We start from the raw sequence: 24,177 nt of genomic DNA, 5'->3' as shown, positions 1-24,177 counted from the left end.
TGGTATTTATATAGTTCATATGATTCTTATTTTCGACAACCTTCGCACTATACCTGCCTAATCTTGCAAAAAACCTCGAATTAAGTAGTTTACCCTTGGTTACACGGGGTTAAATGGCCCCTGAATTGAATATATTAAGATCAGGCTAAGAATCTCCTCTATACCCGTTCTGATTACTAATGGACAGGCTGCGCCGGGGTGTACAGATTCGGCGCCGGATAAACGGGTAAAGAACTAATATAGAAGTCGAGGAGGATAGGCTATGGACAAGAAGGAGAACATCACCGCAGACCAACCCTCTGACGAAGATGGGCTGGTAACCGAGCGGGATATCGATGAACAGTTCGGCCTGTTTCAGGAAGGGTCATTTCCCGGCGCCCTGCCGGACGACGACCAGCAAGCAGCAATTGACCATGCTGTTCCTAAAAAGGGACAGACTTAAGCAAAGGAGTTGAACGGCTATGGGTAATGAATTTAATAAAACTGAAGCCGATTTTGCATATGAGCGTTATACAAAGATGGGAGAACGCTCCCCGGAGCAGGATATTCCGTTGGAAGAACTGCGCCCGCTCGGCACGATTACCGAACAGAGCACAAGCGGCAGCGGCACGGATCAGGAAGACAGACGGCCGCTCGAATCTGCATTTACCAGCCATGAACCCGTCGGTGCCGCTCCCATTGATTTCGATGGCGTAGTGGATGACGGTGCCGATCCGGCGCTCGTAGAAGACCACATTCTGGCTGCTGACATCGGCCTCAGTGCACCTGAACCCGCTCTTCGTCCGCGGGCTGAACGGCACGGAGAGATAGCCGCTTCACCGGGAACCGGGCGGGATGAGCTGCTTGAATCCGATGCCGTCTTCGCCGCCAGGGCTGCAGGACTGACGGGCAGCGTCATTGATTATGCCGGTGACGACGAAATCCTGGACGATGAGGAAGAGGATCTGCCACTTGAGGATATTCCCGACGCCGACGAGCTTCAGCCCGGAACCGCTGTGGACCCTGCCTCACCTCCCCTGGATGTAATGCCCGGGACCGATGTCCTGAACGGATCGAACGGAGAAGAAGAATAATGTAGGACTGACGCCAAGCGCCGCCGGAAGTTATTCCGGCGGCGCTTTTCCATTAAAATGGACCAAGCCGACAGCTTATCCTAATCCGAACCTTACGGCAGCGTAATCCGCCTGTTATTTCTGCATCGCTGCCAGTTCTCCAGCATGACGGGCTGCGATGACTTTCGCCTCCAGCTTACGGGTCTTCACCAGCATCGCCGCTACCAGCAGCATCACACCGTTGATGACAAACACCCAACGGATGGGAATGAACGCGCCGAGCAAGCCGCCCATAATCGGACCGGCCATCGTTGCCAGCTGCGAAGCCGCCTGATTCAGTCCGAATGCCCGCCCGCGGAATCCCGGTTCAATGGTCTGGACTATCATTGCGTTAACCGAAGGAAGCACTCCGGCATAGAACAGGCCATAGGCAAAACGCAGTACCGCAAACTCTACATAACCTGAGACAAAATACTGAAGGATGTTCCCAATCCCCCCGCCGATCAGGCCAATAAACAGGACAAGTCCGAAGCCTTTGCGGCTGCCTATTCTCCCCCATTGCGGTGCCATAATCACAGTAGCAATCCCTACGGCGGAGAATACAATTCCCGAGCTTAGTGTAGCGGTGCTTTTGGAAATGCCCATATCAAGTAAATAAATCGGCAGCAGCGGTTCAAGGATCATTACCGAAAAAGTACTGATGCCTGCCAGCGACAGCAGGGTAATAAAGGCGCGGTTGTTTCTTGCCTCCCGGATGTCATCCCTGACCCGTGATCTGGGTGCAGAGCGGTCGTAGTTCTCCTCTTTGGCGAAGAAAGTAGCGATTAGAGCCGAGACTAGAACGATCGCCGCCGAGAACAAAAAGGCGCTGCGGTTGCTGGTATAATAACTCACTATGCCACCAATGAGCGGTCCGATGATACTGCCGGTAGCTCCCGCAGTCGACATGATGCTCAGCGCATAACCGGTCTTATCCTCGGGCGTATTGGTGGCCACCATGGCGATGGCTGCCGGAACAAAGCCTGCCAGCAGCCCCTGAAAAATCCGTACGATCAGAAATACATATGGGTCATGGACGAAGAAATTAATTAAGTATAAGGCCGCCAGACTGAAGCCCGAGCGGATCAGCATCGGTTTGCGGCCATATTTATCAGCCAGTGAACCCCAATAAGGTGAAATCAGCGCACTGGCCAGGAAGGTGATGCCGAAGCTGACCCCCGACCAAATCTCCAAATGACTCGTGACCCCTAATTGGTCACTCAAAAAAATGGAAAGGAACGGAATCGAGATCGAATAAGCCGTACTGCAAAAGAAAACACCCACCCAAAGCACGATCAGGTTCCGCTTCCACGAAAACTGCATGAAGCACACATCCCTTCTGTTATACCTTGGAAGCATCTACCTATTCTACCCCTCTTTTGAACTTGTGCCAATCCCGGCCCATGTACCTCACTTTGCAAGAAGTGGGACAAAGAAGGTATGATAATGAAGAAGAACATGAGATGAACAAGGAAAAAGGAGAGATTACGAACGTGAAGCTAACAAGAAAAAAACCCGTCATCCTTCTGATGATGATGACACTGCTGCTGATCATTGTATCCGGATGCGGCAACAAACCGGCTAACGGCAATGAAGCGGTTAATTCCGGCAACAACAAAACGTCAGGTAATACTGCAAACAGTGAGGCCAGCCCCGCTCCGCAAAAAGAAGACGCTGCTGCGGCTACCGAAGGCGTCCCTTCTGCAACAGCCAGCCACCCGGTCGTAACTATAGAGATGGATAACGGCGGCATTATCAAAGCAGAGCTCTATCCGGAAGTCGCTCCAAATACTGTCAATAATTTCATCTCCCTCATTAAAAAGGGATTTTACGACGGAACCATATTCCATCGCGTGATTCCCGGCTTCATGATTCAGGGCGGCGATCCTGATGGCACAGGCATGGGCGGACCGGATTACAGCATTTCCGGCGAATTCTCCGGCAACGGGTTCACCAACAACCTGCTGCATACAGAGGGGGTTCTTTCGATGGCCAGAAGCCAGGATGTCAACTCTGCCGGATCACAATTTTTTATTATGGCAGCCGCTTATCCGAGCCTGGACGGAAGCTACGCAGCTTTCGGCAAGGTTACAGAGGGTCTTGAGGTAGTGGAATCCATCGTCAACCTGCCGCGTGACGATTCGGACCGCCCGGAAGCGCCTCCGGTGATGAAGAAGGTTACCGTAGATACACTCGGTGTCACTTATCCGGAACCGCAGAAGGTACAGTAGCCTTTGATGTTTCATCTGCTCTGAAAGTCAAGAGCCCATTTCCGCTTAACCGGAAATGGGCTTTTGACTTATTTATATAGAAGAAACGCTATCTTCTGCTGATGGCGTAATGCTCATTCCGCAGGAACGTGCTGCGGCTTGTGCGCAGCAGAGCAATCCGCTCTTCTGCCAACCGGTCTGCAGCGGCATAAGCCGGTATTCCATTGGCCTGTGAAATCTCCAGCACACGGGTAATGCTGCCATAGATCTTGGCAATTTTCTTAAAAGCCCGTTCTTTATTATAGCCGTTCAATTCGTCGGCAACGTTGATTACGCCACCTGCGTTAATGACATAGTCCGGTGCGTAAACGATACCCTTGGCGTGCAGGGCATCACCATGACGCGGCTCCTTCAGCTGATTGTTGGCCGCACCTGCGACAACCTTCGCCTTAAGCAGCGGCAACGATTCATCATTAATGGTTGCACCGAGTGCGCAAGGAGCATAAATATCGCAAGCTACCGAGAGGATGTCCGCAGGATCAACTGCTTTGGCCCCATAGGCCTCCACTGCCCGGGCCACAGCTTCCTTGTTAATATCCGTTACAACAAGCTGTGCTCCCTCTTCGTGAAGATATTTGCACAGTGTAAAGGACACGTTGCCTACACCTTGTACTGCCACCGTCTTGCCAGCCAGCGAATCACTGCCAAAAGCCGCTTTGGCTGCGGCCTTCATCCCTTGATACACTCCGAAAGCAGTAGCCGGTGAAGGATTGCCGGAGGAACCGTAAGTGGCCGAAATCCCGGTAACATAATCCGTCTCCTGATGAATAATATCCATATCCTCTTCTGTGGTGCCTACATCCTCCGCTGTGATATAACGGCCGTTCAAACCTTGTATGTATCTGCCGAAGGCCCGGAACATCGCCTCGTTTTTGTCTTTTTTGGGGTCGCCGATAATCACCGTCTTCCCGCCGCCGAGATTTAGTCCCGCTACAGCATTCTTGTACGTCATGCCTTTGGCCAGCCGCAGCGCATCGACAATCGCCGCTTCCTCGGAAGCATAAGTCCACATTCTTGTTCCGCCCAGTGCGGGCCCCAGTGTTGTGTCATGAATCGCAATGATCGCCTTTAACCCTGATGCCTTATCCTGACAAAACAACAGCTCTTCGTAATCGTCCTGCTGCATTGCTGCAAACAATTCCATTTTGTTCATTTCCCCTATCTCATCTCTTTGGTCGTGTTACGTTTCATAACAAAGCTAGTACACCAGGAGCGGATTGTCAATATCATTTGTCCTCTCTCCGTGGATTTTTTGAAAAAACTGACTTTACCAGACACTAACTTCACCTTTGATGTGATATTAGTCAAAGAAATATCAGATTGACTCTGCTACTCCCAGTATTGGTCGGGCCGGTACTCAATCTCGGACTGGACCGCTATCGTTAGACATCCTGAAGACGCGTTGTAATCTACCGCATTATCGCCTACATAATACCAATGTTTGATAACCGGCCCCTCCGCAGGCTCCTCGAAACGGAACACATTGAGCTCGGACTTCAGCTCCACCACTGCTGCCCCTTTATCGGAAGCTACCCCGCAGATCGTAATTACCGTCAATGTGCCTTGCGGATCAAACGTATAGGTCGGACCGTCCGTGCTGCTGACCAGCAATCGTCCTGTTACCGAATGCTTAACCAGCACTCTCTCCTGCTGCGCCATTATATGTCCCTCCTTGTCACTGTACTTTGTAAGCAGCTACGGTAAATCAATCACCATAACCAGGGTATTCTCTGCAGCGGCAAGACTTAATGCACTGACCTCTTCAACCCGTGCCGAATCCCCCGGCAGCAGCACGACCTCCCCCTGCAGCTTCAGCCGTCCTTCAATTAGATATATAAAAATGCGCCGTCCCTGCTCCTGTTGAAAAGATAATACTTGGCCGGCTTCCGCCCGGCCGAGATAAATCGTCATATCCTGGGCAATACCCACGACCTCTTCCGAAGGCTCTGCAGCCACCACAGGCAGCATTTTTCCTTCAAGCTTCGCCGGATCAAATCGGCCGGTGCTGTAAGAAGGTGCCGTTCCGCGGGTACGCGGCATGAACCAGAGCTGCAGCAGCCGTACCGGCTCACTGTCCGAGGGATTATGCTCCGTATGAATAGCGCCGGTTCCAGCCGACATGCGCTGAATGCCGCCGAAGGTTGTTTCTGCTACATTACCCAAATTATCTTCATGGCGCAGCCTGCCGGACAGCACGATGGAGACGATCTCCATGTCGCTGTGCGGATGGGCGCCGAAGCCCCTGCCTGGTGCGATGGTATCATCGTTGCAGACGCGCATCGGACCAAACGAGGTATTACCGGGATCATAGAAATCACCGAACGAGAAGCTGTGGCTGCCCTGCAGCCAGCCGTGATCAAAACGGTGGGCGGATTGTGCCGGATAGACTTGAATCATATGATCCCCTCCTGATAGTTTTGTGAGCATTCCTTCAAAGCTCTGCTTCGAACAAAACTGACTTCGAAAGCATCTGCTAACAATATTTTAGCAGAAAGCACCGCAAAACAAAAAAACCGGCCAGCTTACGCTGACCAGCCCCTGCTTCCCTTGACAGGTGAAGCTATTTAACCCTGAAATCCGTTCCAATGGGTAACCTGCTCCAGCGGCAATCTGACGGTTGGCCGTCCTTCCACCGCTGCCTTGCCTAGAGCAATCAGCATCACTGTTATATAACGCTCAGGGATCTGGAACAGCTCTCTGAAGCCATCGGGGTTGAAGCCGCCCATAGGAACAGTGTCATAGCCTTTCGCTTTGGCTGCAAGCATAAGCTGCATGGATACCAGTCCGCCGTCAACACGAGCGATGTTGTTCAGCACCTCAACCGGCATGCTGGAATATCCATCCCGGCTTCTCTTCGCCATGGCAGCTCCCACTTCCGGAGTCACATATCCGGCAGCCTCCGCGTACTCGTAAATAGCCTCTGCATTGCGGTATGCCTCGGAATCACCAAGCACGGCGATAATGGCAGAAGCTTCTACCGTCTGCTGCTGGTTGTTGGCGATAGGCAGCAGCTGTGCCTTCAGCTCCTGATCCGTAATGACGATGAACCGCCATGGCTGCAGATTGGAGGAGGATGGTGCCAGAACCGCCTCTCCTAGAATCTCCTTGATCTCCTCCTCGGAAATCTTCCAGGATAGATCATATTTGCGCACCGAATGCCGTTCGCGGATCACCTTGTTAAATTCCACTTCCGTTTTCAATTCCGTTGACATCACACTACTCCTCCTCTTCCTAATCCGGTTTATATTCTGTGTTTATTAACACACAGTTAAAAACAAAAAAATATACTCTCCCTGCGGCAACTCATCATGACGTGTTTAACTGTATTTTAATATGCACAGTATAATTCAAATAAATGAATCCTGTCAACAACCTGCTTTGCGCACCATATCGGCAAGCGTGTACTGCTCCAGCACGCCAAGCACACTGCGATCCATTTCCTCCAAAACATCTCCGCAGGCCGCCTTCATCTGCTCTCCGAAAGCATTGATGCACATCGTATCTTTTACCGCTTTATTGCGGGATTCCCCCACTTCCAGCGCCAGGTATATTTCCGCGAGCGTCAGCTCCTCCGGGGCACGGTTCAGCAAATATCCGCCATCCCTGCCTTCCCGGGTCACCAGGATATGCTCTCTGGTCAGCTTCGCCATCGTGCGTCTCAACAGCGTTGCCTCCGACGAGAGAAGCTCGGCGATCTCACAGCTTGAACAGGTGTCGCCCTTTTTCGCCAGGATCACAAGCGCCTGCAATACCAGTCCAAACGATTTATATTGAAGAGCTCCGCTGTTTCGTGTTTTTGTCATTATTCCCGCTCCTTTCGGTACATTCATGTAAGCTTAGTATAGAGCCCATCCCCAATTTTGGCAAAGAGAAAGCCCTGCCGGCATCGCAATACGATCTCGGGAGAGCTTGGCCGTTCGCGGAACTGCAAATTTCTTGATATCCGTATATTCCGTTTAGATTGTAGAGATTTGGATTTCAGAAACAACCGCCCATTCCTTGGAAGTAGTATCCTTCAGATACACCTGGATCTTATAATTTCCCTTTTCACTAAAGGTGCTGGAGAACTCAGCGGATTTGAACCAGAAGCTGTCCTTCTTGTCCTTGACCGGCGCGGCATCAATATTTTCTGTTTTGCCCTCCGGATCGCTGATGATTATTTTCAAATCGGATATCTCCGTCTTCAGGCTGTCCACCTGCACCAGAACCGAAAATTTATTGCTGACACCGCTTCTGACCTTTCCAAAGATCTTCCCCTGATCATCAAGCAACGCTATGTTAACATTCGGCTTATAGACACGGATAGCCTTGGCGGATTCGTCCCAGAACATAAGCGCCTGCAGCCCCCCAATCAGCTGCTGGGCCGGCAGATAGGTCTCTCCATCAACTGATAATCCTGCTTGTTTTTGCAGCACATTGTTCAAATAGACCGCTATATCCGGTTTGCCGGGCGCAGCATAAAGCATGGTTCCACCTGAAATCATCGTTATACAAACGGCTGCCAAAACCTTCTTTTTTATCTTCCCCATTCTTACTCCCCCTCTCTGTGACTATGCTGTTTATACCCTTCCGAGGGCAATTAGTTGCATAATATTAGAAAACAGTATAGCCGAACATTTGGTAGATCCAAACGGCGGCAGATGTGCATTGCCAAAAAAACCGGCTGCCCCCGTCCTGTTAAGGATGGCACAGCCGGTTTCTCTGAAATCATATGATTAGGAACAGGACAACGTCCAGTCTTCCATGCAATTGTTACAGCTTGGCAATCGTTTCAGTAAGCACTGGCACGATTTGCGATTTGCGGGAAACTACACCCTTCAGAATGGCTTTGTTATCATCCAGCTTTACATTATAAGCCTGCTCTACAGCACCTGCAACGCGGCCCAGAGCCAATCCTACGGAATCGTTGTTCAGGATATCTGTAACAACGAACAGAAACAGATCAAGTCCTTTGTCAACAATGATCGTGTTCAGCGCAGCTTCCAGCTCTACCTGCTTGGAGAGTACATCGTTCACATCCACCGCATTTACCTGGGCAATTTCTACTTTGTATTCACCCATTTTGAATTCCTTGGCATCCAGGGAAATCAGCTGTGCAATGCTCTTGTCGCTGAGGTCTGCTCCAGCCTTAAGCATGGAAAGTCCGTAGCTGTCTGCATCCACACCGGCAATTTCAGCCAGCTCACGCGCTGCTGCCACATCTTCTCCGGTGCAGGTTGGCGATTTGAACAGCAAAGAATCGGAAATAATGGCGGACAACATCAGACCGGCGATTTCCTTCGGAATCGCTACTCCGTTTTCTTTGTACAGCTTGTTCAGGATTGTTGCTGTGCAGCCAACCGGCTCGGCACGGTAGTACAGCGGATGAGCCGTTTCAAAGTTGGCGATCCGGTGATGGTCGATAACCTCAACAACCCGCACCTGATCAATATCATTTGCGCTTTGCTGCCGTTCATTATGGTCAACCAGAATGACCTGTTTAACTTCGCCAGCCACATTCTCTACCAGACGCGGAGCTGCCACTCCAAATTGATCGAGCGCAAATTGCGTCTCGCCGCTTACTTCTCCCAGACGAACCGGCTCGGCATCCCAGCCCAGTTCTTTTTTCAGTGCCGCATAAGCAATTGCTGAACAAATCGTATCCGTATCCGGATTTTTGTGTCCAAAGATCAATGTTTTTTCCATTTCCAATCTCCTTACTTTGTTTTTTGTGAGAATAATATACCATACATTGATAGGGACTAGCCAGATTGTGCGGCAGAACTTAAGTTTGAGGCCACCATTTATCCGCCAGTCAGGGAAATAAAAATGCAGAATAAAAACGCCGTACTATTGCTTCCCGTCACCGTCATGGATCAGCAGCTGGCCGAGCCTTTCCGCCAGCGTACCTCCGCCGACCAAAGAAACATTGCCGATCCGCTCACTGATTTTCTCAAGAAACTCAAGCTCCTTCAGACGGTATAGCGTTTTGTTCTCGTCCATCAGCTTTGCCGTGTTCAGCAGACTGCGGGTGGAGGCTGTTTCTTCGCGCCGGGTGATCAGATTGGCCTGTGCCTTCTTCTCTGCCAGCAGCACGGTATTGAGAATATCCTTGATCTCTCCCGGTAGAATAATATCCTTCACTCCGGCGGAGTGGAACTGTACGCCATACCCTTCACTCTGCTCCTGCAGACGGGAGAGTACAAAAGCCCCCACCTCCTGCTTCATCCGCAGCAGATCATCAAGCTTCAGGCTGCCGACGTATTCACGGAGCACCAGCTGCAGGCTGATATACATTTGTTCCTCCACCGATTTGATCGCCAGCGTCCGCTGCGGATTCACAATCGAATACTGGCAGACAAAGTTGAGCCTGAGGCTAACCTTATCCTCTGTCAGCATCTCCTGACCGGTCATATCCATTTGCTGCTGGCGCAGGTCAACGGTTTTTACCGCCACCTTCACCGGACCTCTCCAGAAATCATATTTGCCCGGAGGCAGCTCCCGCTGCAGCACATTATTGAAATAAAGAATGCCGATTTCATGTGCGGCTACCTCAAAGCTCTGAATCGCATATGGAAAACACGGCAGGATGGAGCGGTCAATCTCCGCCGGAATCTCCGGCTGGCGGCTATCGGCGCGGATGAACCGGTGCGTGCTGAGCTCCGTCCAGAAAGCATGCTGGCCAGGAGGAAGCAAGCTTCTGAACCTTTCGTCCTCATAATGCAGCACATATTCATAATCCGTTACATTCACAATCTCTAGGTCGCGCAGCAGCGCTACGTCCTGCATGAAAACTTTCAACGCTTTGCCGGGGACGCTGAACGGCTCGCTTAATTTCAACTTTTCGATTTTCTGATCCGTAAAGCCTGTCAACCAGTATGTACCGGGCTCTAAATATTTGTCGTAGCTGCCTTTCTTGAACAGTAGTCCGCGTTCATCGGCAGCAATCGTGATTTTATTTAACATTAGTTCCTCCCGAATCCGCCTTGATTCTCTGACTTGAGGCGGTTCATCTGATCGTCGACCCCGGCAAGGAGATTCTCCCGGCTGCGGCTGCGGAACCGGTCTTAAGGAGCGGGGAGAGGCAAGTTCTCGAAGGAAAGGTTCACGGCATAACATCTTGGCCCGCCTGCAGCCTGAAAAGTTATGCAATGCCTGACCCTCTATCCGTGCCCGTTCCCGGCTCCGGTATCCGCCGGCTGCATAGCAGCGCTTCCGGCGCCTGCCCGAAGGACAGGCCGAGAATCTCCGGCAAAGGTCTACTCATGTGCATTACTCAAATTTTACCAAAGTCGCTTAAAAGGCGATGGGGATTCGAACCCCGAAGGAGGATAAGTCCCGGATCTGCTCTGCAGTATGCCCGGTCATACAATGGCGGGCACTGCGGGATCATCAGAAATCCCCGCTAAGCACGCAGATGGTAAATACCCAAATCTATTATAATTTGTAAGTACCTCATTAATAAAGCTAAATTCCTATAGGCTTGCGGGCATTCATCCAGAATCGTCTCCAGGGAACGGTGGTTGACGATGATCTCTTCCTCCGTGCCCACCTTCAGCGCCCCTTTACAGTGCACCAGCACCGGCAGTCATCAAGGTATCTGACGTTTGGTCTTCGGAAGCGCCTCTGGCACTGCTTCGCCGTTCAGCGGTTCGTTGTCCGAGAACAGATCGGGATTCACAGCCAGCATCCGGCTTAGGATTTCAGTGGTTTCTGCTGTGCCGCAGATCATTGCCACTGCATCCCCAAAGCTGCCCTTGCGTAAAGCACCGCCTTCTTGAAGCACCGGCTCCACCTTCCAAAAATGCTGCGACCAGGACAGTCCGCAATGTCTGCGGGAAGGCACGGCGATTTCTTCACCTTCGGGCGTAACCGTGTATAGCAGCTCGTGGTCATCGGTCATTCTGCCGGGAATATCCACCCATTCCTCGATGCCATGGATGAACGTATTCCGCCGTAAATCGACGCCAAGCAGCATAATGTCGGCTTTGCGGTCGAGCAGCTTACCATAGACTGAATCCCGTGAGCAAGGCGTATCCCGGCTTTCCTCTCCGGCAATGAACGCCTGCGCATCCTTGCCCAGGGCGGCCACGGAATGGGTCGGATGCCAGGAACGGATCACTCCCGGACGGCGGCGGAACAATTCCGGCAAAATCCCGACGCAGACAGGGGAGTTTAGTACATCAAATCGCGGATTAGTGGCATTAATATACGACCAGGTGTGTGTCGGCAGCACAAGCAGCCCGTCCTTCATATACTCACTGAGCACATCCAGTACCGTGTCCGCGCCTCCCTGCACCTCACCGATGCTTTTTAACGAAGAATGAACGAGGAGTGTCCCCGACGGGTTGATTTCAAGTGCCTTCAACTGTTCAAACAAGCCTGTTTTGGTGTGCATTTTGTTTCTCTCCTTCACGAAATTGTACGGATCATAAATCCTTTATTGCAAATTAGGTTATTAACTGATAAAATTATAGTTACTTAACAATATTCACAAAAGTTCAAATCTGTATACTCGCCGTTGTGTTCTATCCGATTTCCATATGAACCGAACGATTCCAATACATGCTTAGGTAACTAACAGGAGGTAATATACCATGAGTTTAACATTAAAAGGACTCCACCACGTATCCGCGATTACAAAGAACGCACCGGAAAATTTCAAATTTTATACCCAAGTGCTTGGTCTGCGCCTGATTAAAAAGACCGTAAACCAAGATGATATCTCCGTGTATCATTTGTTCTACGGGGATGAGCTGGGCAATCCGGGGACAGAATTGACTTTCTTCGAGCTTCCGAATGCTGGACGCAACCGGGACGGCAATAACAGCATCTCTGCCCTTTCACTGCGTGTGCCGGATGATAAGGCGCTTGATTATTGGAAACATCGCTTAACCGGGTTCAGCGTAGAGCATGATGAAATCACTGAGCGGGGCGGCCGCAAGACATTGGCCTTCCGTGATCCTGAGGGACAGCGTTTCAATCTGGTCTCGGACGAGAACAACCAGGGCGTGCCCGGCGGCAAACCTTGGGATAAGAGTCCTGTTCCGATAGAGTATGCCATTGTCGGTCTGGGCCCCGCACACTTAACCGTCGAAACAGCAGAACACACCGCCTTGGTGCTGGAAGATCTGCTTGGCTTCCGCCGCAAAGGCAGCTATCCTTCGCCCGCGGCCGGGCAGCCGGACATCATTGTATACGAAACCGGAGAAGGCGGTTCCGGCACAGAGGTGCATCTGGAGGAACGCAATGACCTTTCCCAGGAACATCTCGGACGGGGCGGTGTTCATCATGTGGCCTTCCGCGTGGATAACGAAGAGGAATTAAAGCAATGGATCGAGCGTATCCGCACAGTACAGCTGCCCAATTCCGGGTTCGTTGACCGCTTCTACTTCCGCTCCCTCTACTTCCGCGAGCCTAACGGCATATTGTTCGAGCTGGCTACGGACGGTCCGGGCTTTGCCACGGACGAACCGCTTGAGCACCTGGGTGAATCACTTGCCCTGCCGCCGTTTCTGGAAGCGAAGCGCGCACAGATTGAAGCCCATCTGAAGCCGCTTGATACCCGCCAGCAGTCTTAATCCGGCTGTCTCTTAGTTCTAGATACTGAAGCATGCCTCTTATATTAAAAAGCCGCATTCTCTGTGAATGCGGCTTTGTTCATACTGCTGAATTCTGCAGCTGGATATTTAGATTTCCGACCAGGTAACGGTGAAAACGTTATAGCCGGGCTGTGCTGTCGAAGCTCGGCCCCAGATGGAGACCGGGCTGATTCCGCCCAGTTTGCCGGTAATCTTCACAGCTGTTGCAGTTACTGTCTCTGAGGCATTCTCCGACCGTTTAATCCGGGCATATTCACTATACACGAAACCCATCGTAGCCAAAGTCTCCTGGGTCATATAGGTAAAGGAGGCCTTCATGACTCCGCCCGAATCCGTATCCAAAGTTGGTGTAACCACGGCATCTGCCGGAATCGGGAAATCCTTCGGCAGATTAGCAGGCCGCTTCACACCTGCCGCCGGGGTGCTTGTACCGCTGCCGGAGTTTCCGGAACCCGCAGTACCTCCGGTGCTTCCAGAGCTTCCAGTGCTTCCTGACGCTGCTCCAGTTTCGGACCCGCTGCCAATTCTCACTTTGGCATTAACCGCATCATAGGCAACAGGCACATCCAGGGCATCTGAGATGGAGCGAATCGGCAAATATGTCGTCCCCTCATAGGTGATCGGAGCCAAGGTTTTGCCGTTGGCATCCTTCAGCCAGTAGGGAGTGCCATCTACGACAATACCGAGTCCATGGTTCAAGTAAGCCTTGATCTGCTGCAATTTACTTCCTGCGTATACGCCAGCAGAACCGGTTACGGCCATGCCGGCTACAATTGTGGCAATCAGCCATTTTTTATTCATAGCAATCCTCTCCCGTATATTGAATGATGTGGATTTGAATTTAGCGTCTTACTATAATTTAACACCGGGAGAGCATTTCAACCTGTTAAGCCTCCAACTTCAGGCGATAATTCTAAGAAGCTCGGACAGATCCCGGATTTCATATGTAGGCTTAATCCCCGCTTCATTGGCTTTCTCCAACGGATTGAACCAGCAGGTGTCGATCCCATAATTCATCCCGCCCTGGATATCTGATGTCAATGAATCGCCCACAATCAATACTTTGCTCTTATCCGTAATCCCAAGTTTGGCAAAAGCATAATCGAAAATCCCGGGCTCCGGCTTCTGCGAGCCTGCCTCCTCGGAAATAATAATCTGCTCAAACGTATTGCAGAGTGGCGAACCTTGAATTCTGGACAACTGCACATCTTTGATTCCATTCGTGATAATCGCAAGTCTGCAGCCGGTAAGCCCGCCGCACAGTTCCACCGCCCCCTGAATCAAATAGGTCCCCTCACCCAAAAAGCGCAAGTAGACTTCGCTGAAGGCCTCCGGACTGTATTCGAGTTTGTGGCGCGCAAACAACCGGTTGAACCGTTCCACCCTGAGCGCCGCCGAGGTAATCCGCCCCTGCTCCAGATCCTTCCACAGCGCCTGATTGATTTCGCGGTAGCTGACCGCATATTCCTCCGCCCCCGTCGGCAGCCCGAAATGGGCAAACACATTTAGAAAAGCCTGTCCTTCCGCCATTCCATAGTCAAACAGCGTATCATCGGCATCGAATAAAATAACCTCGTATTTCATAATTCCCCTCCAGTTTTATGTTTCGTCGACAAACGTTCTGCTTCTGCGATATAATTTAGACAGACCTGCTTAAAAAAATCAACGGTGGTGATTGTCATTTTATACGTTTTATCGTTTCTGGTGTCATTTTTCATCGTCTATTGGCTGATTCCTCCGCTTAGCAAACTGGCTTTCCGGCTTGATTTTGTGGACAAGCCCCGTCAGGATGTCGAACGCAAAATACATAGGGAGCCCATCCCTCTGACAGCCAGCTATGCCATATTTATCGGATTTTTCATTACATATCTGCTGTTTGCCCGTGACTTCTCACTGGAGACACTAGCCCTGTTCATCGGCGGTGTGCTGCTGTTGACTATAGGCACCATTGATGACTGGTACAAAACCAAGGGTAAGGATTTCCCGGCACTGCCCAAGTTTATCGTACAGATTGCAGCGGCGATCCTTGTTTTTCTCTCGGGTAATGCCTTTACCGGGTTCATTAATCCGTTCTCCGGTGATTACATCTCCCTGCCGGTTATTCTGCAGTTCGTGCTGACGATCATCTGGATCTTCGGCGTAACTACTGTCATTAACTTCTCTGACGGCATGGACGGATTAGCCGGGGGACTCACGGCCATTTCGGCAGTCACCCTGTTTATTGTCGCTGTGACCAAAGGGCAATCTACTTCCGCAATCATGGCTATTGCTCTTGTCGGAGTTACACTTGCCTATCTGCGCTACAACAAGGCACCAGCCAAAATCTTCATGGGTGACGCAGGCGCCACGTTCCTCGGCTTCATTCTGGCTGTGATCGCGCTGGACGGCGCGTTCAAGCAGGCAACAGTGCTGTCTTTGTTCATCCCGATATTAGCGCTTGGCGTGCCGATTTTCGATAATATCTTTGTCGTCATCAAACGCTTCATCCAAGGCAAATCGATCTATCAGGCCGACGCCACCCAGGTGCATTACCGCCTGCTCAAGGCCGGTCTTAACCAGAAGCAGGTTGTTGCCGTGCTTTATCTGGTCAGCGTGTGCCTGTCGCTGTCCTCGATCATCCTGTTGCTGATCGAGACTTAACAGACTGCGTATACTCAAACTGCCGGACTTGTATGAGCGCAGAAATAAGAAAAACACTCTTAACATGCAGGGTGTTTCAGACTGTAGACCCATAGGGTTTCAGAACTTGTCCCTGAGTTCTGAAACCCTATTATTATTTGGTTTTTACATATTTACCTGCGTTCTCTTATATAAAACTGGTATTGCCGCTGCTATAAGGATCATACCCATAAAAGCGGGTGCGGCAGACCCAAGTGATACATAGATTTGACCTCCTATGACAGGCCCAATCATTCTTGCTAAAGCCTGAATAGATTGGCTCCCCCCTTGAATCCTTCCTTGTTCACTAGAATCGACAGACTTGGAGAGCATCCCATTAAATGAAGGCCCAAAGATCGAATCACCAAAACCAAATATAAACATGCCAGCGATAAAAAGAGGATAGAATGAGAACAAAGCAGATAGCGCAATAAGACTGTAGCCTATAATCTCTGAAACCATTCCAAGAACTGCTATCTGTTTATCACTAAGTTTTGTCAAAAGCTTTGGCATTATGAAACCTTGTGAAATGATGTCTTGAGCGCCCATAATTGAAAACACAAGTCCGATTAGTGCAGGCTTCCAACTGAAAGTATCCACTGTAAATTGGGATAAAACTGCCTGTAAAGATCCGTTAGGTATCCAAAGTAAGAACGCCGAGACAAGTAGCCTTTTTAAGTTTTTCGTGGAAAGCAGGCTTGCAAGCTGTGTAAATGGATTCAGTCTTACAAAGGTAATCTCCTTTAGTCTATTATTCCTGCCAAGGCTCTCAGGCATAAAAAAGAATCCATAAACAACATTCAATAAAGTTATTATTGCTCCAAAATACATGGGTACAGCATAACCAAACTTGGCAAGTACTCCGCCTAGAGTTGGGCCAATAACGGTGCCTACACCTACAACCGCACTCACCCATCCAAAGTATTTGGTTCTCTGCTCTGGAGGAATGATGTCTGCAAAATATGCGAAGATCGTGCTTACACTCCCGCCTGTTATACCTTCTATTATGCGCCCGGCAAATAGTACCCATAGAGCTCCACCTATGCCAAAAATGAAGTAACCGATCGCGGAACCCAAAAGGCATACTAAGAGCAATGGACGACGGCCGTATTTGTCGCTCAAAACCCCAAGTACGGGAGCCGCAAAAAACACGCAGAGGGCATAAACAGAGGTCAGCAGCGTAACAACTATAGCTTGTTCTCCCGGATTGCTTGTATAAGGCTGCACTAAGAATGGGACGACAGGCATTATGATACTGAAGCCTATTCCGCAAAGAAACACAGAGATAAGACCGAATATTAAAGCGTGTTTATCTACGGCTTGTTCTGTGTTCTGTTCATTGTGTGATCTAAATATGGACATTTAAATTCTCTCCTCAAAAACCGTTATTTCGTTTCCTTGTCAACAAAATAATATCTCCGTTTTGTTTCCTTGTCAACAAATTAAATAGCAAAAAAGAGCAGCCCGTTCTCAATAGAACCCGGCTGCCTGTGGTTTCATTTTCATTATTCAAAGTTATTCCGGCTTAAAATCTATACCCAGTTTTTTTATTTCTGCATCCAAATGCCTACTATACTTTTCCACGAAGCTAAGCATACTGTCGAATTGCTCCTCGGTTACCTGCTCAAATACGGCTTTATCCCGCTCTTGAAACTCTTTGTGCAGGTCCTCATGGATTTTATAAATTACTTTCCCTTGCTCAGTAAGCCTAAAATAGATTTCTTTCTTGTTATCCTGCTTCTGGTAGCTTTCGATAAGGCCCTTTTTTATGAGCTTCTTAGTCATTTTACTTATGGCACCGCGAGTCATATAAAAGGACTCCGCAAGTTTAGTCACGTTGGAATCCACATTTTTTTCAATGTATTCGATGCAATGTACTTCAGAAGACTTATAACCTTTAAGACTGTCTTCCATCTTATCCTTATTGAGCCAAACCATCTTGTTATATACGTCCCTGAAGCCCATTATGACCTGTTCTTCTTTGTTCATGGCCTGTCCTCCCCCCGCTCAGTGCATTAACAATATAATATAGTATATTTTTGTTTCTATTTCAACATTGTCAAAATAATTGATTAAATAACCAATACACGAATGGAGGGAATATAGTGTGATTTAAAACAGATTCACAATAAATTTGACAAAGCAAATAGGGTTTTGAAACAGAAATAATTCGTTTCAAACCCCTTTTTGTCTACAATTGAGACACCCTTAACCTACAGGGTGTTTTTTTATTCACTGAGTCCCCCCGTGGTGGCGGGCCAGTTGGTATTGGTAACTGCGGCTGCTTTCCGGGTTGGTGCTGACTGCTGCAACTGGGGTTCAGCTTAGAATCCGGGCTCATAATTGTACTTCGTACAACTAAATAGGCAGAAATCAGCTCTCGTCACGGTTTAGTTGTACTTCCTGCAACTATAATCGCAAGTTTGTCAATTACGGGCAAATATTCTCTGTTATAAATGCACGGAATACAACTAACTCTCGGCATATGCCAAAATCCCCTTATTTAGCTGTATAGAATGCAGTTATCCTAGAACTCCTACTTTTTGGGGTACATCTCCGCCTATCATCCTTCCTACGTCCACCCTCCGCTTCTCCATCCATCCTCAATCCCCGTGTCCTATCAAACAAACTCTAAGTCAGTCATCCTTATGGGTGAAATCATATAGTCTCCGGTAAATAGCCACAATCTCCGGCATCGGCATCCGGACGAGTCCGCTCGACGACGGGGCGACGAACTCGCGCACGCCATCCACTACCGGTTCTATATGCTCCTGAAATCCCCAATCTGCTTTTGGTTTACGGCTGAATTCAGTGTAGACGCCCTTGCCTACAAAGCAGGCTACCTCCGGCCGGTAGAGCGTCAGCTTGGCACGAAGCAATTCCCGCCCCTCGGCATACTCCTCGCGGCTAATATCCTCGGCCCCGCGGGTCGGACGGGCTACAATATTCGTAAAGCCGTAGCCGAGCTTCAGCAGTTCACCGTCCTCCGAGGCATCATAAAGGCGCGGAGTCAGCCCTGACTGCTCAAGAATCCGCCAGAAATTATTGCGCGGATTCGCATAATGATGCCCCAGCTCGCCCGAGCGTAGACTTGGATTGAATCCAATGAAGACGATCTGCAATCCGTGATCCAGGTGATCCGGCACCTCTTCCATATCACATTCCTCCTGTTGTGGAGATTTGGTGCTACTGTTCTTCCGGGGCACTTAATGGCGTTATGCAGGCAGCCGGAACCGGCTCAGCCAGCCATACCTCATTTCCGGCATAATAGAAGGTTACACCAGACTCTACAGCCTTAACCGTATCCACGGCGAGCAAAACAAGCTTGCCCCTGCGGCTTCCGGCCAGGGTAGCGAAATGGAGCCCCTCCGATAAATGCACGTATTGCCTGCCCATCGGCTGCAGCCCCTCTTTTACAATCGCCGGCAGCGCATTCTGGTGAGTGCCATGATAGAGCACGGACGGCGGTGTTCCCGGTTCATAGGCAACTTTGGTGTGGCTGTGTCCGTATCTTGCTTTAATCCGGTCCCCCTCAATGGCGAACCGCTGCTTCTCACTGTTCGTGACCGTTTGGCGGATATCTTCTTCTGTAATATGAGACCACTTTGGGATTGCATTTATCACTGCGAGCAGTTCCTCCAGCAGACAGGAACCGTCCTCAGGATCAAGAAATAGTCCATACTGCTGCGGCGTGTGCCGAAGCAGCTTGGTCATAAATTTGCTGAGCGAAACTTCAGCGGTATGGTTTAACATAAGTTGCACCTCTTAAAACCACTTTCGTAGAATTAATTTCGTATTTGGATTCCATCCCTATAGCTTACAACCGTGGATCCACCGGCTCAGATTCCAGTGCCAAAGCAGCAAGCACGCATTCATGAATCCGCTCCAGCGGCTCTTTTTGGCTAGCAGATGAGAGAGCATTCCTGCTCCTGTCCCTGTCGCCTTGATGATTAAATGCATAAGGTTGATCTCTCCTTAGGATTCGCTTTGATTTCCCCCGCCTGAAGTCCAGCGGCTGTCTTCTCCCCATACTTCCAGCAGCGCGGCCCGGAACAGTTCATCCAGAGCAGCATCCGCTACACCGCCCATGCTTCGAAATTGCGAAGCCGCAAGCTCGAAATGCGCGATCTGCTGCTCCAGATAAACGTTAATGACTTCCAGACGCGGCTCCAGGTCAAGCTCCTCGCCGGACATTTTACGGTGTAGAAGCTCCAGTACAGCCTCTCTAAGCTCGGTTCCTTCAGGAATCAGATCCAGGGCCAGCACATTGAAATCCAGTGGCGGTACCTCCTGGTATTTCTCGATCCAGGCACACGCGAGCAGCGGACGGAGAACGTAGAAATATTTCTTAATCTTGACCTCGCTGCCTTGCAGATAGGTACGGTAATTCCCCCGGGCCATGCTCAGATAATGATAGATACAGGATTTGGGCGAGAAGCTGAGCGGTGATAGCTTGCGGATATTGTCCGCCACCGTGTAATTTTGCTCATACCGGATGGGGGATTGCAGCCATTCCAGCAGCGGCGGATTGGATTTGCGGAAGAGAGTCAATCCTTTCTTCAGATCCCAGCCGTTAATATCGAGCAACTCGCTGATCGGCCGTTCAATCACATCCCGCTGCTCAAAAATCGAGAGATACGCCTCGGGGCGGCGCAAATACAGAAAGCGGACATCATAATCACTGTCCTTGGACGGAAACCCCCAAGCGCGGCTGCCCGACTCACAGGCATACAGAATGCGTACATTCTCCTCCGCCTCAATGCCACGCAGCTGGCGGAGGATCGATTGATGAATTTCAGACATGCTTCATTCTCCTTTCGGACTTTGCCGAAATACAAAAAAGCCATGGACTCCATTCGTCCATGGCCTGGCACCATCATATAGCAGAACCACAGTTAGAGTATCCCCGGCAACCGCCTTACAGGCTGCTGACCGGAAATAACTAAACGCTGCTAAAGCTGAACAGTAACCCAAGGCGGACAGATGAATGGAAGATAGATAATAGCATAATGCGAGTGTAGATTATTCCCTTGTTCAATCATCTGTCCAGACCTCCTGCCGTTCTTGTATTTTCCAAAAGCATAATCCACTCATCCAGTTTCTGTCAACCCGCTGAAGCTAAAACCAGAATCTTAAGGAAGCAGTGATTTTATAGCGGGCGTAAGGTCTTGTTTCCTCAGCGATATATAAGTTACTTCTCCGTACTTATACTTCATCTTCACTACATATTCACCGGTTCTTCCGCTATAATAGCGCTCTTTTCCCAGAATATCGCCGATAATCTTCTTATCCTTGGTGACCGCCGCAAGACCTTCGCTGCGCGCCAGATCAAAATGCCGCTGGACAGTATTCCTGCTTGCCGCGCCAAGCTTGTCAGTATACACATCATTCCTGCTTGCCGCGTCAAGCTTGTCAGTATACACATCCTTTATAATTTCGGCGGATTCCACATCCCGTGCCTGGGTACGAATTTTATCCGCGTATCCCTTTTCGGCCAGCCAGCCTTCAAGCTCGTGATAGGAGGTTTTCCACTCATAGCGATAATAGAGCTGGTACCCCACTTCATCCGGCTTGCCTATTGCTTGAATAGAAGCCTTTGAAATCCTATTGTCCATCTGATCTTCATAGGACATGTTCAATATCTCCCGTTTCAGAATTTCCTTGAATTCTTTAACCTCTTGGGGATCGGAGATCGAAATCGCTTTATTTTTGTTTTTGTTGCTGATTCTCAGACTATCCACATTATCGTTCAGCCGGGAGAGCATATATTCGTTGCGCTTGAACTCCTTGTTCTCCATGATCGCCTTCAGCTCCGGTTCGAAGCCGGCTGATGGTATCCAGTAAGACCGCAGCATCTGCCGCCCATTCTTCAACTGGTAAGCAATGCTGAACTGCCTGCTGCCGATAGAACTGCCCATAGAGCGTTCCTCCTCTCCAGGACGCACAGTGACAAGTGCCTGATGCAGCTTGCGCACAGCCTCAATATAGCTTTTGTCTTCATTGAAGACTTCCTTCTCTTCATAGGGACGGTTCTGAACTCCCATCGGGCCTTGCTCTGGTTCGGTTAACGTCCAGAAATTGCTTCCGGTATACACTGCTGTGACCTTGTCCGCTGCCGGCACCCTGCTCTCATAGCCGGTAATTCCAGTGACCGGAACATAGAGCAGGAGTCCCAGCAGTATGGCATAGGCAGCGAACTCGGCGAATACCCTGCGGGTCATGATCTGCCACGTCTTGCGAATAATCATTTCAGCTACAATATAGCCAATGAGTGCTCCGGCAATACAGCCGCCAATAAGCCAGCCTGTCTGCTGCGGCTTCACATTGCCGAAATAAGACACGGAAACCAGCATGGCACAGAACATTACCCCGGCTTTGAACAATGGATTGAAATAGGTAAAAGCAATTGCCTGCCCAGCCTTTTCGCTATGCCGTTTGCGGTAAAGCACAAAAGACAGCATAATTACTAAGAGAGTGATCACGAAATATATCCATTTCTCTCCTGTACTGAATTGATCGTATTCATTTTCGAGTTTCACAATCTGCAGAACCGGCGACCAATTGACCATTCTATACTCCTCATTATAACCGCCTGAATACCCGTACAAATACCTATTAAGATGCATGCTGGTCAGCATTAACAGCGCGGACGGAAGAACAAGCAGGATATAAACAACAACCCCCTGGAGAACAGTTTGGCCTGTACATATTCCGACGAAGGCAGTGAAAACGAACAGGAACAAGGTGAGGATGGTAACCGTCAGGCACCACTCCCAGACGTCCGCTCCTTGGTAAATGTACATATTGCCGTCCAGCGGTGCCACGATTGCGGCAACTGCGGCAGTCAGCCAGACCGGAAGAAGCAGAAGAATCAGGCCGCTACATGTATGGGCAGCAAGTAAATGCTCCCGGCGCAGCGGCAGGCTGTGCCACAGATCCGATGAAGGCTTGGCCTGCAGAAAGCGGAAGAGGAATAGGCCTGCTACCACTGGAAGCGTAGCGATAAAGACCACTTGCATATCACCACCGATACGGAACAAACCCTCGACTTTCTCAGGCTCCGCATTCGGATTGCCGTTCAAGAACATCTGGACTGGAAGAAAGAACATGAGACCTAGCATGTAGATAATCCCAATCCAGCCATGCTGGCGCAAGTTTTGGCGGATCACACTGCTGTTAAAGAAGAATCGGCTGCGCGTCATAACCGGCATCCCCCATTTCATATATAAAGATTTCCTCAAGTGTCAGCGGCAATAGGTCGAGTACATACGGATCGTACACCCGAAAAGCCTGCCCGATCCGCTCGCGGTCCCCTTTTACAATATAGAGATTAACGCTGCCACGCTGTTCCTGATGAAGAATCTGCAGCTTGGCTGTCAGTACCGATGCATGCCGTTCATCCCGGAACGCCACCTGCACTTTATGCGTGTCCGCTTTGAGATCGTCCAGATCCTTCTCCACCAGCATTTTGCCGCCGTGCATAATGCCGACATGATCGCATAGATCCTCAATTTCCCGCAGGTTATGCGAGGAGATGATGACGGTCATCCCCCGTTCGGCCACCTCCTGGAACAGCAGATTCTTGATCTGCCGCCGCATGACCGGGTCAAGCCCGTCAATCGGCTCATCCATGATAAGCACATCCGGCGAGCAGCTTAGAGCGAGCCAGAAGGACGCCTGGCGCTGCATACCCTTGGAGAACCGGCTGAGCTTGCGGCCTGTATCGAGCCGGAACATTTTCCCAAGCTCCTGAAAGTGTGCCTCATTCCACCCCGGATAAATAGAGCGGTAAAAGGCGGCCATGCTCTTGATTGATGCCTGCGGGAAGAAATAAGGACTGTCCGGCATGAAAATGATCCTTTGCTTCACCCCGGGGTTTTCAAAGACCGGCTTCCCTTCAAACTTAACCGTGCCCTCTTCCGGCCGGTAAATACCGGCGAGCGTCTTCAGCAGTGTTGTTTTACCCGCACCGTTCGATCCGAGCAGTCCGTAAATGGCTCCTTTATGTACAGTCAGCGAAATGCCGTCAACTGCTTTTTCTCCCTGAAAAATTTTGCTGACGCCGCGAATTTCAATCATGTTTCTCCCCCTCTCTCTGATCCAGCACCTGGCGGTACAGCGCACCTATCTCGCTTTCGGTAAATCCAAGGTAGACGGCTGACGCCATCAGGCGCAGCAGCTCATTCCGCACTTCCGCCCTCTTGCTTTCGTTCAGTCCCTGCTGAAGCGGAGCCACGAAACTCCCCTTGCCCTGTAAGGAATAAATGTAGCCTTCCCGCTCCAGCTCCCGGTAGGCTTTCTGAATCGTATTCGGATTTACGGTGAGCTGCGAGGATAAGATCCTCACCGAGGGAAGCTGTTCATCTGCCCGCAAAATACCATGCATAATCATTTCTTTGATCTTGCCGGTCAGCTGCTCGTAAATCGGCTTGCGGCTGCGGACATCCAATTCGAACATGACAGTTCTCCTTTCTGATGTTGTATCACAAACTGTGCCTAGGTGTATTAACTGTACTACTATTATTAGTACAGTTAGATATACATGTCAACCCTCCAAACAAATTAAATTAGGCCAAC

The 24,177-nt window shown here is 50.1% G+C and carries 27 protein-coding genes; 5 read left to right on the top strand and 22 right to left on the bottom strand.

Going from position 1 to position 24,177, the window contains the following annotated elements; all coding sequences use genetic code 11:
* Positions 1 to 262: 262 nt before the first annotated feature.
* Both NST99_RS04925 and NST99_RS04920 read left to right on the top strand, forming a co-directional pair.
* Complete coding sequence (locus NST99_RS04925; RefSeq protein WP_341090034.1) at positions 263 to 442, top strand: hypothetical protein; 180 nt, start codon at positions 263 to 265, stop codon at positions 440 to 442.
* A 19-nt stretch (positions 443 to 461) separates the two neighbouring features.
* Positions 462 to 1,073, top strand: a complete 612-nt coding sequence (locus NST99_RS04920) for a hypothetical protein (protein WP_341090033.1) — start codon at positions 462 to 464, stop codon at positions 1,071 to 1,073.
* 114 nt (positions 1,074 to 1,187) lie between these two features.
* Here NST99_RS04920 and NST99_RS04915 read toward each other — a convergent pair whose 3' ends face one another.
* The gene (locus NST99_RS04915) at positions 1,188 to 2,414 is read right to left on the bottom strand and encodes an MFS transporter (protein ID WP_341090032.1); all 1,227 of its coding nucleotides are present in this window, start codon (positions 2,412 to 2,414) and stop codon (positions 1,188 to 1,190) included.
* A gap of 140 nt (positions 2,415 to 2,554) precedes the next feature.
* On the opposite strand from NST99_RS04915, the gene NST99_RS04910 reads away from it, so the two are divergent.
* Positions 2,555 to 3,322 (top strand): peptidylprolyl isomerase, encoded by a 768-nt coding sequence (locus NST99_RS04910; RefSeq protein WP_341090031.1) that lies wholly within the window; start codon positions 2,555 to 2,557, stop codon positions 3,320 to 3,322.
* 88 nt (positions 3,323 to 3,410) lie between these two features.
* Here NST99_RS04910 and NST99_RS04905 read toward each other — a convergent pair whose 3' ends face one another.
* From NST99_RS04905 to NST99_RS04860, 10 genes are all read right to left on the bottom strand, one after another.
* A complete protein-coding gene (locus NST99_RS04905) occupies positions 3,411 to 4,505 on the bottom strand; it encodes a Glu/Leu/Phe/Val family dehydrogenase (RefSeq protein ID WP_341097559.1) in 1,095 nt (364 codons plus the stop codon).
* A gap of 185 nt (positions 4,506 to 4,690) precedes the next feature.
* Positions 4,691 to 5,020: a hypothetical protein gene (locus NST99_RS04900; RefSeq protein ID WP_341090030.1), complete on the bottom strand. Its 330-nt coding sequence runs from the start codon at positions 5,018 to 5,020 to the stop codon at positions 4,691 to 4,693.
* Between the two features lie 36 nt (positions 5,021 to 5,056).
* Positions 5,057 to 5,758: a pirin family protein gene (locus NST99_RS04895; RefSeq protein WP_341090029.1), complete on the bottom strand. Its 702-nt coding sequence runs from the start codon at positions 5,756 to 5,758 to the stop codon at positions 5,057 to 5,059.
* A gap of 167 nt (positions 5,759 to 5,925) precedes the next feature.
* A complete protein-coding gene (locus tag NST99_RS04890; RefSeq protein WP_341090028.1) occupies positions 5,926 to 6,573 on the bottom strand; it encodes a nitroreductase family protein in 648 nt (215 codons plus the stop codon).
* A 153-nt stretch (positions 6,574 to 6,726) separates the two neighbouring features.
* Positions 6,727 to 7,164, bottom strand: a complete 438-nt coding sequence (locus NST99_RS04885) for an RrF2 family transcriptional regulator (protein ID WP_038586441.1) — start codon at positions 7,162 to 7,164, stop codon at positions 6,727 to 6,729.
* 153 nt (positions 7,165 to 7,317) lie between these two features.
* Positions 7,318 to 7,890, bottom strand: a complete 573-nt coding sequence (locus NST99_RS04880) for a hypothetical protein (protein WP_341090027.1) — start codon at positions 7,888 to 7,890, stop codon at positions 7,318 to 7,320.
* A gap of 223 nt (positions 7,891 to 8,113) precedes the next feature.
* Positions 8,114 to 9,046, bottom strand: coding sequence for a manganese-dependent inorganic pyrophosphatase (locus NST99_RS04875; protein ID WP_341090026.1), 933 nt, complete (start codon positions 9,044 to 9,046; stop codon positions 8,114 to 8,116).
* A 144-nt stretch (positions 9,047 to 9,190) separates the two neighbouring features.
* Complete coding sequence (locus NST99_RS04870; RefSeq protein WP_341090024.1) at positions 9,191 to 10,306, bottom strand: slipin family protein; 1,116 nt, start codon at positions 10,304 to 10,306, stop codon at positions 9,191 to 9,193.
* A gap of 178 nt (positions 10,307 to 10,484) precedes the next feature.
* Positions 10,485 to 10,607, bottom strand: coding sequence for a hypothetical protein (locus NST99_RS04865; RefSeq protein WP_256718072.1), 123 nt, complete (start codon positions 10,605 to 10,607; stop codon positions 10,485 to 10,487).
* Between the two features lie 324 nt (positions 10,608 to 10,931).
* Positions 10,932 to 11,738, bottom strand: a complete 807-nt coding sequence (locus tag NST99_RS04860) for an AAC(3) family N-acetyltransferase (protein WP_341090023.1) — start codon at positions 11,736 to 11,738, stop codon at positions 10,932 to 10,934.
* A 199-nt stretch (positions 11,739 to 11,937) separates the two neighbouring features.
* Here NST99_RS04860 and NST99_RS04855 point away from each other — a divergent pair, with 199 nt between their 5' ends.
* Positions 11,938 to 12,921, top strand: coding sequence for a ring-cleaving dioxygenase (locus tag NST99_RS04855; RefSeq protein WP_341090022.1), 984 nt, complete (start codon positions 11,938 to 11,940; stop codon positions 12,919 to 12,921).
* Between the two features lie 108 nt (positions 12,922 to 13,029).
* Here NST99_RS04855 and NST99_RS04850 read toward each other — a convergent pair whose 3' ends face one another.
* A complete protein-coding gene (locus tag NST99_RS04850; RefSeq protein WP_341090021.1) occupies positions 13,030 to 13,743 on the bottom strand; it encodes a hypothetical protein in 714 nt (237 codons plus the stop codon).
* A gap of 99 nt (positions 13,744 to 13,842) precedes the next feature.
* The gene (locus NST99_RS04845; RefSeq protein WP_341090020.1) at positions 13,843 to 14,526 is read right to left on the bottom strand and encodes a YjjG family noncanonical pyrimidine nucleotidase; all 684 of its coding nucleotides are present in this window, start codon (positions 14,524 to 14,526) and stop codon (positions 13,843 to 13,845) included.
* A gap of 96 nt (positions 14,527 to 14,622) precedes the next feature.
* Between NST99_RS04845 and NST99_RS04840 the strand changes: the two genes are divergently transcribed.
* On the top strand, positions 14,623 to 15,582 hold the full coding sequence (locus NST99_RS04840; RefSeq protein WP_341097558.1) for an MraY family glycosyltransferase: 960 nt from the start codon (positions 14,623 to 14,625) through the stop codon (positions 15,580 to 15,582).
* A gap of 144 nt (positions 15,583 to 15,726) precedes the next feature.
* Here NST99_RS04840 and NST99_RS04835 read toward each other — a convergent pair whose 3' ends face one another.
* The 9 genes from NST99_RS04835 to NST99_RS04795 all read right to left on the bottom strand — a co-directional run bounded on the left by NST99_RS04835 (position 15,727) and on the right by NST99_RS04795 (position 24,058).
* Positions 15,727 to 16,962: an MFS transporter gene (locus tag NST99_RS04835; protein WP_341090019.1), complete on the bottom strand. Its 1,236-nt coding sequence runs from the start codon at positions 16,960 to 16,962 to the stop codon at positions 15,727 to 15,729.
* A gap of 153 nt (positions 16,963 to 17,115) precedes the next feature.
* Positions 17,116 to 17,589, bottom strand: a complete 474-nt coding sequence (locus tag NST99_RS04830) for a MarR family transcriptional regulator (RefSeq protein WP_341090018.1) — start codon at positions 17,587 to 17,589, stop codon at positions 17,116 to 17,118.
* Positions 17,590 to 18,236: 647 nt separating this feature from the next.
* A complete protein-coding gene (locus tag NST99_RS04825; protein ID WP_341090017.1) occupies positions 18,237 to 18,755 on the bottom strand; it encodes a mismatch-specific DNA-glycosylase in 519 nt (172 codons plus the stop codon).
* Positions 18,756 to 18,786: 31 nt separating this feature from the next.
* Positions 18,787 to 19,353, bottom strand: a complete 567-nt coding sequence (locus NST99_RS04820; protein ID WP_341090016.1) for an RNA 2'-phosphotransferase — start codon at positions 19,351 to 19,353, stop codon at positions 18,787 to 18,789.
* A 64-nt stretch (positions 19,354 to 19,417) separates the two neighbouring features.
* A complete protein-coding gene (locus NST99_RS04815; protein WP_341090015.1) occupies positions 19,418 to 19,630 on the bottom strand; it encodes a hypothetical protein in 213 nt (70 codons plus the stop codon).
* Positions 19,576 to 20,403, bottom strand: coding sequence for a nucleotidyltransferase domain-containing protein (locus NST99_RS04810; RefSeq protein ID WP_341090014.1), 828 nt, complete (start codon positions 20,401 to 20,403; stop codon positions 19,576 to 19,578). Before NST99_RS04810 ends, NST99_RS04815 begins: the two co-directional genes overlap by 55 nt.
* A 329-nt stretch (positions 20,404 to 20,732) precedes the next feature.
* On the bottom strand, positions 20,733 to 22,823 hold the full coding sequence (locus NST99_RS04805) for a DUF6449 domain-containing protein (RefSeq protein ID WP_341090013.1): 2,091 nt from the start codon (positions 22,821 to 22,823) through the stop codon (positions 20,733 to 20,735).
* The gene (locus NST99_RS04800; protein ID WP_341090012.1) at positions 22,777 to 23,679 is read right to left on the bottom strand and encodes an ABC transporter ATP-binding protein; all 903 of its coding nucleotides are present in this window, start codon (positions 23,677 to 23,679) and stop codon (positions 22,777 to 22,779) included. The genes NST99_RS04805 and NST99_RS04800 overlap by 47 nt, the downstream gene beginning before the upstream one ends.
* Complete coding sequence (locus NST99_RS04795) at positions 23,672 to 24,058, bottom strand: GntR family transcriptional regulator (protein ID WP_341090011.1); 387 nt, start codon at positions 24,056 to 24,058, stop codon at positions 23,672 to 23,674. Before NST99_RS04795 ends, NST99_RS04800 begins: the two co-directional genes overlap by 8 nt.
* Between the last annotated feature and the right edge of the window lie 119 nt (positions 24,059 to 24,177).

It is taken from the genome of Paenibacillus sp. FSL L8-0470 (assembly GCF_038008625.1).
Taxonomy (GTDB): Bacteria; Bacillota; Bacilli; order Paenibacillales; family Paenibacillaceae; genus Paenibacillus_AQ.
Note: the sequence above shows the minus strand (reverse complement) of the source record. Positions and strands in the feature narration are given on the sequence as shown.

Coding starts and splice junctions, on each gene's coding strand:
- NST99_RS04925 (WP_341090034.1), top strand. CDS start 263: ATGGACAAGAAGGAGAACATCACCGCAGACCAACCCTCTGACGAAGAT.
- NST99_RS04920 (WP_341090033.1), top strand. CDS start 462: ATGGGTAATGAATTTAATAAAACTGAAGCCGATTTTGCATATGAGCGT.
- NST99_RS04915 (WP_341090032.1), bottom strand. CDS start 2,414: ATGCAGTTTTCGTGGAAGCGGAACCTGATCGTGCTTTGGGTGGGTGTT.
- NST99_RS04910 (WP_341090031.1), top strand. CDS start 2,555: ATGAACAAGGAAAAAGGAGAGATTACGAACGTGAAGCTAACAAGAAAA.
- NST99_RS04905 (WP_341097559.1), bottom strand. CDS start 4,505: ATGGAATTGTTTGCAGCAATGCAGCAGGACGATTACGAAGAGCTGTTG.
- NST99_RS04900 (WP_341090030.1), bottom strand. CDS start 5,020: ATGGCGCAGCAGGAGAGAGTGCTGGTTAAGCATTCGGTAACAGGACGA.
- NST99_RS04895 (WP_341090029.1), bottom strand. CDS start 5,758: ATGATTCAAGTCTATCCGGCACAATCCGCCCACCGTTTTGATCACGGC.
- NST99_RS04890 (WP_341090028.1), bottom strand. CDS start 6,573: ATGTCAACGGAATTGAAAACGGAAGTGGAATTTAACAAGGTGATCCGC.
- NST99_RS04885 (WP_038586441.1), bottom strand. CDS start 7,164: ATGACAAAAACACGAAACAGCGGAGCTCTTCAATATAAATCGTTTGGA.
- NST99_RS04880 (WP_341090027.1), bottom strand. CDS start 7,890: ATGGGGAAGATAAAAAAGAAGGTTTTGGCAGCCGTTTGTATAACGATG.
- NST99_RS04875 (WP_341090026.1), bottom strand. CDS start 9,046: ATGGAAAAAACATTGATCTTTGGACACAAAAATCCGGATACGGATACG.
- NST99_RS04870 (WP_341090024.1), bottom strand. CDS start 10,306: ATGTTAAATAAAATCACGATTGCTGCCGATGAACGCGGACTACTGTTC.
- NST99_RS04865 (WP_256718072.1), bottom strand. CDS start 10,607: ATGAGTAGACCTTTGCCGGAGATTCTCGGCCTGTCCTTCGGGCAGGCG.
- NST99_RS04860 (WP_341090023.1), bottom strand. CDS start 11,738: ATGCACACCAAAACAGGCTTGTTTGAACAGTTGAAGGCACTTGAAATC.
- NST99_RS04855 (WP_341090022.1), top strand. CDS start 11,938: ATGAGTTTAACATTAAAAGGACTCCACCACGTATCCGCGATTACAAAG.
- NST99_RS04850 (WP_341090021.1), bottom strand. CDS start 13,743: ATGAATAAAAAATGGCTGATTGCCACAATTGTAGCCGGCATGGCCGTA.
- NST99_RS04845 (WP_341090020.1), bottom strand. CDS start 14,526: ATGAAATACGAGGTTATTTTATTCGATGCCGATGATACGCTGTTTGAC.
- NST99_RS04835 (WP_341090019.1), bottom strand. CDS start 16,962: ATGTCCATATTTAGATCACACAATGAACAGAACACAGAACAAGCCGTA.
- NST99_RS04830 (WP_341090018.1), bottom strand. CDS start 17,589: ATGAACAAAGAAGAACAGGTCATAATGGGCTTCAGGGACGTATATAAC.
- NST99_RS04825 (WP_341090017.1), bottom strand. CDS start 18,755: ATGGAAGAGGTGCCGGATCACCTGGATCACGGATTGCAGATCGTCTTC.
- NST99_RS04820 (WP_341090016.1), bottom strand. CDS start 19,353: ATGTTAAACCATACCGCTGAAGTTTCGCTCAGCAAATTTATGACCAAG.
- NST99_RS04815 (WP_341090015.1), bottom strand. CDS start 19,630: ATGGGGAGAAGACAGCCGCTGGACTTCAGGCGGGGGAAATCAAAGCGA.
- NST99_RS04810 (WP_341090014.1), bottom strand. CDS start 20,403: ATGTCTGAAATTCATCAATCGATCCTCCGCCAGCTGCGTGGCATTGAG.
- NST99_RS04805 (WP_341090013.1), bottom strand. CDS start 22,823: ATGAAATGGGGGATGCCGGTTATGACGCGCAGCCGATTCTTCTTTAAC.
- NST99_RS04800 (WP_341090012.1), bottom strand. CDS start 23,679: ATGATTGAAATTCGCGGCGTCAGCAAAATTTTTCAGGGAGAAAAAGCA.
- NST99_RS04795 (WP_341090011.1), bottom strand. CDS start 24,058: ATGTTCGAATTGGATGTCCGCAGCCGCAAGCCGATTTACGAGCAGCTG.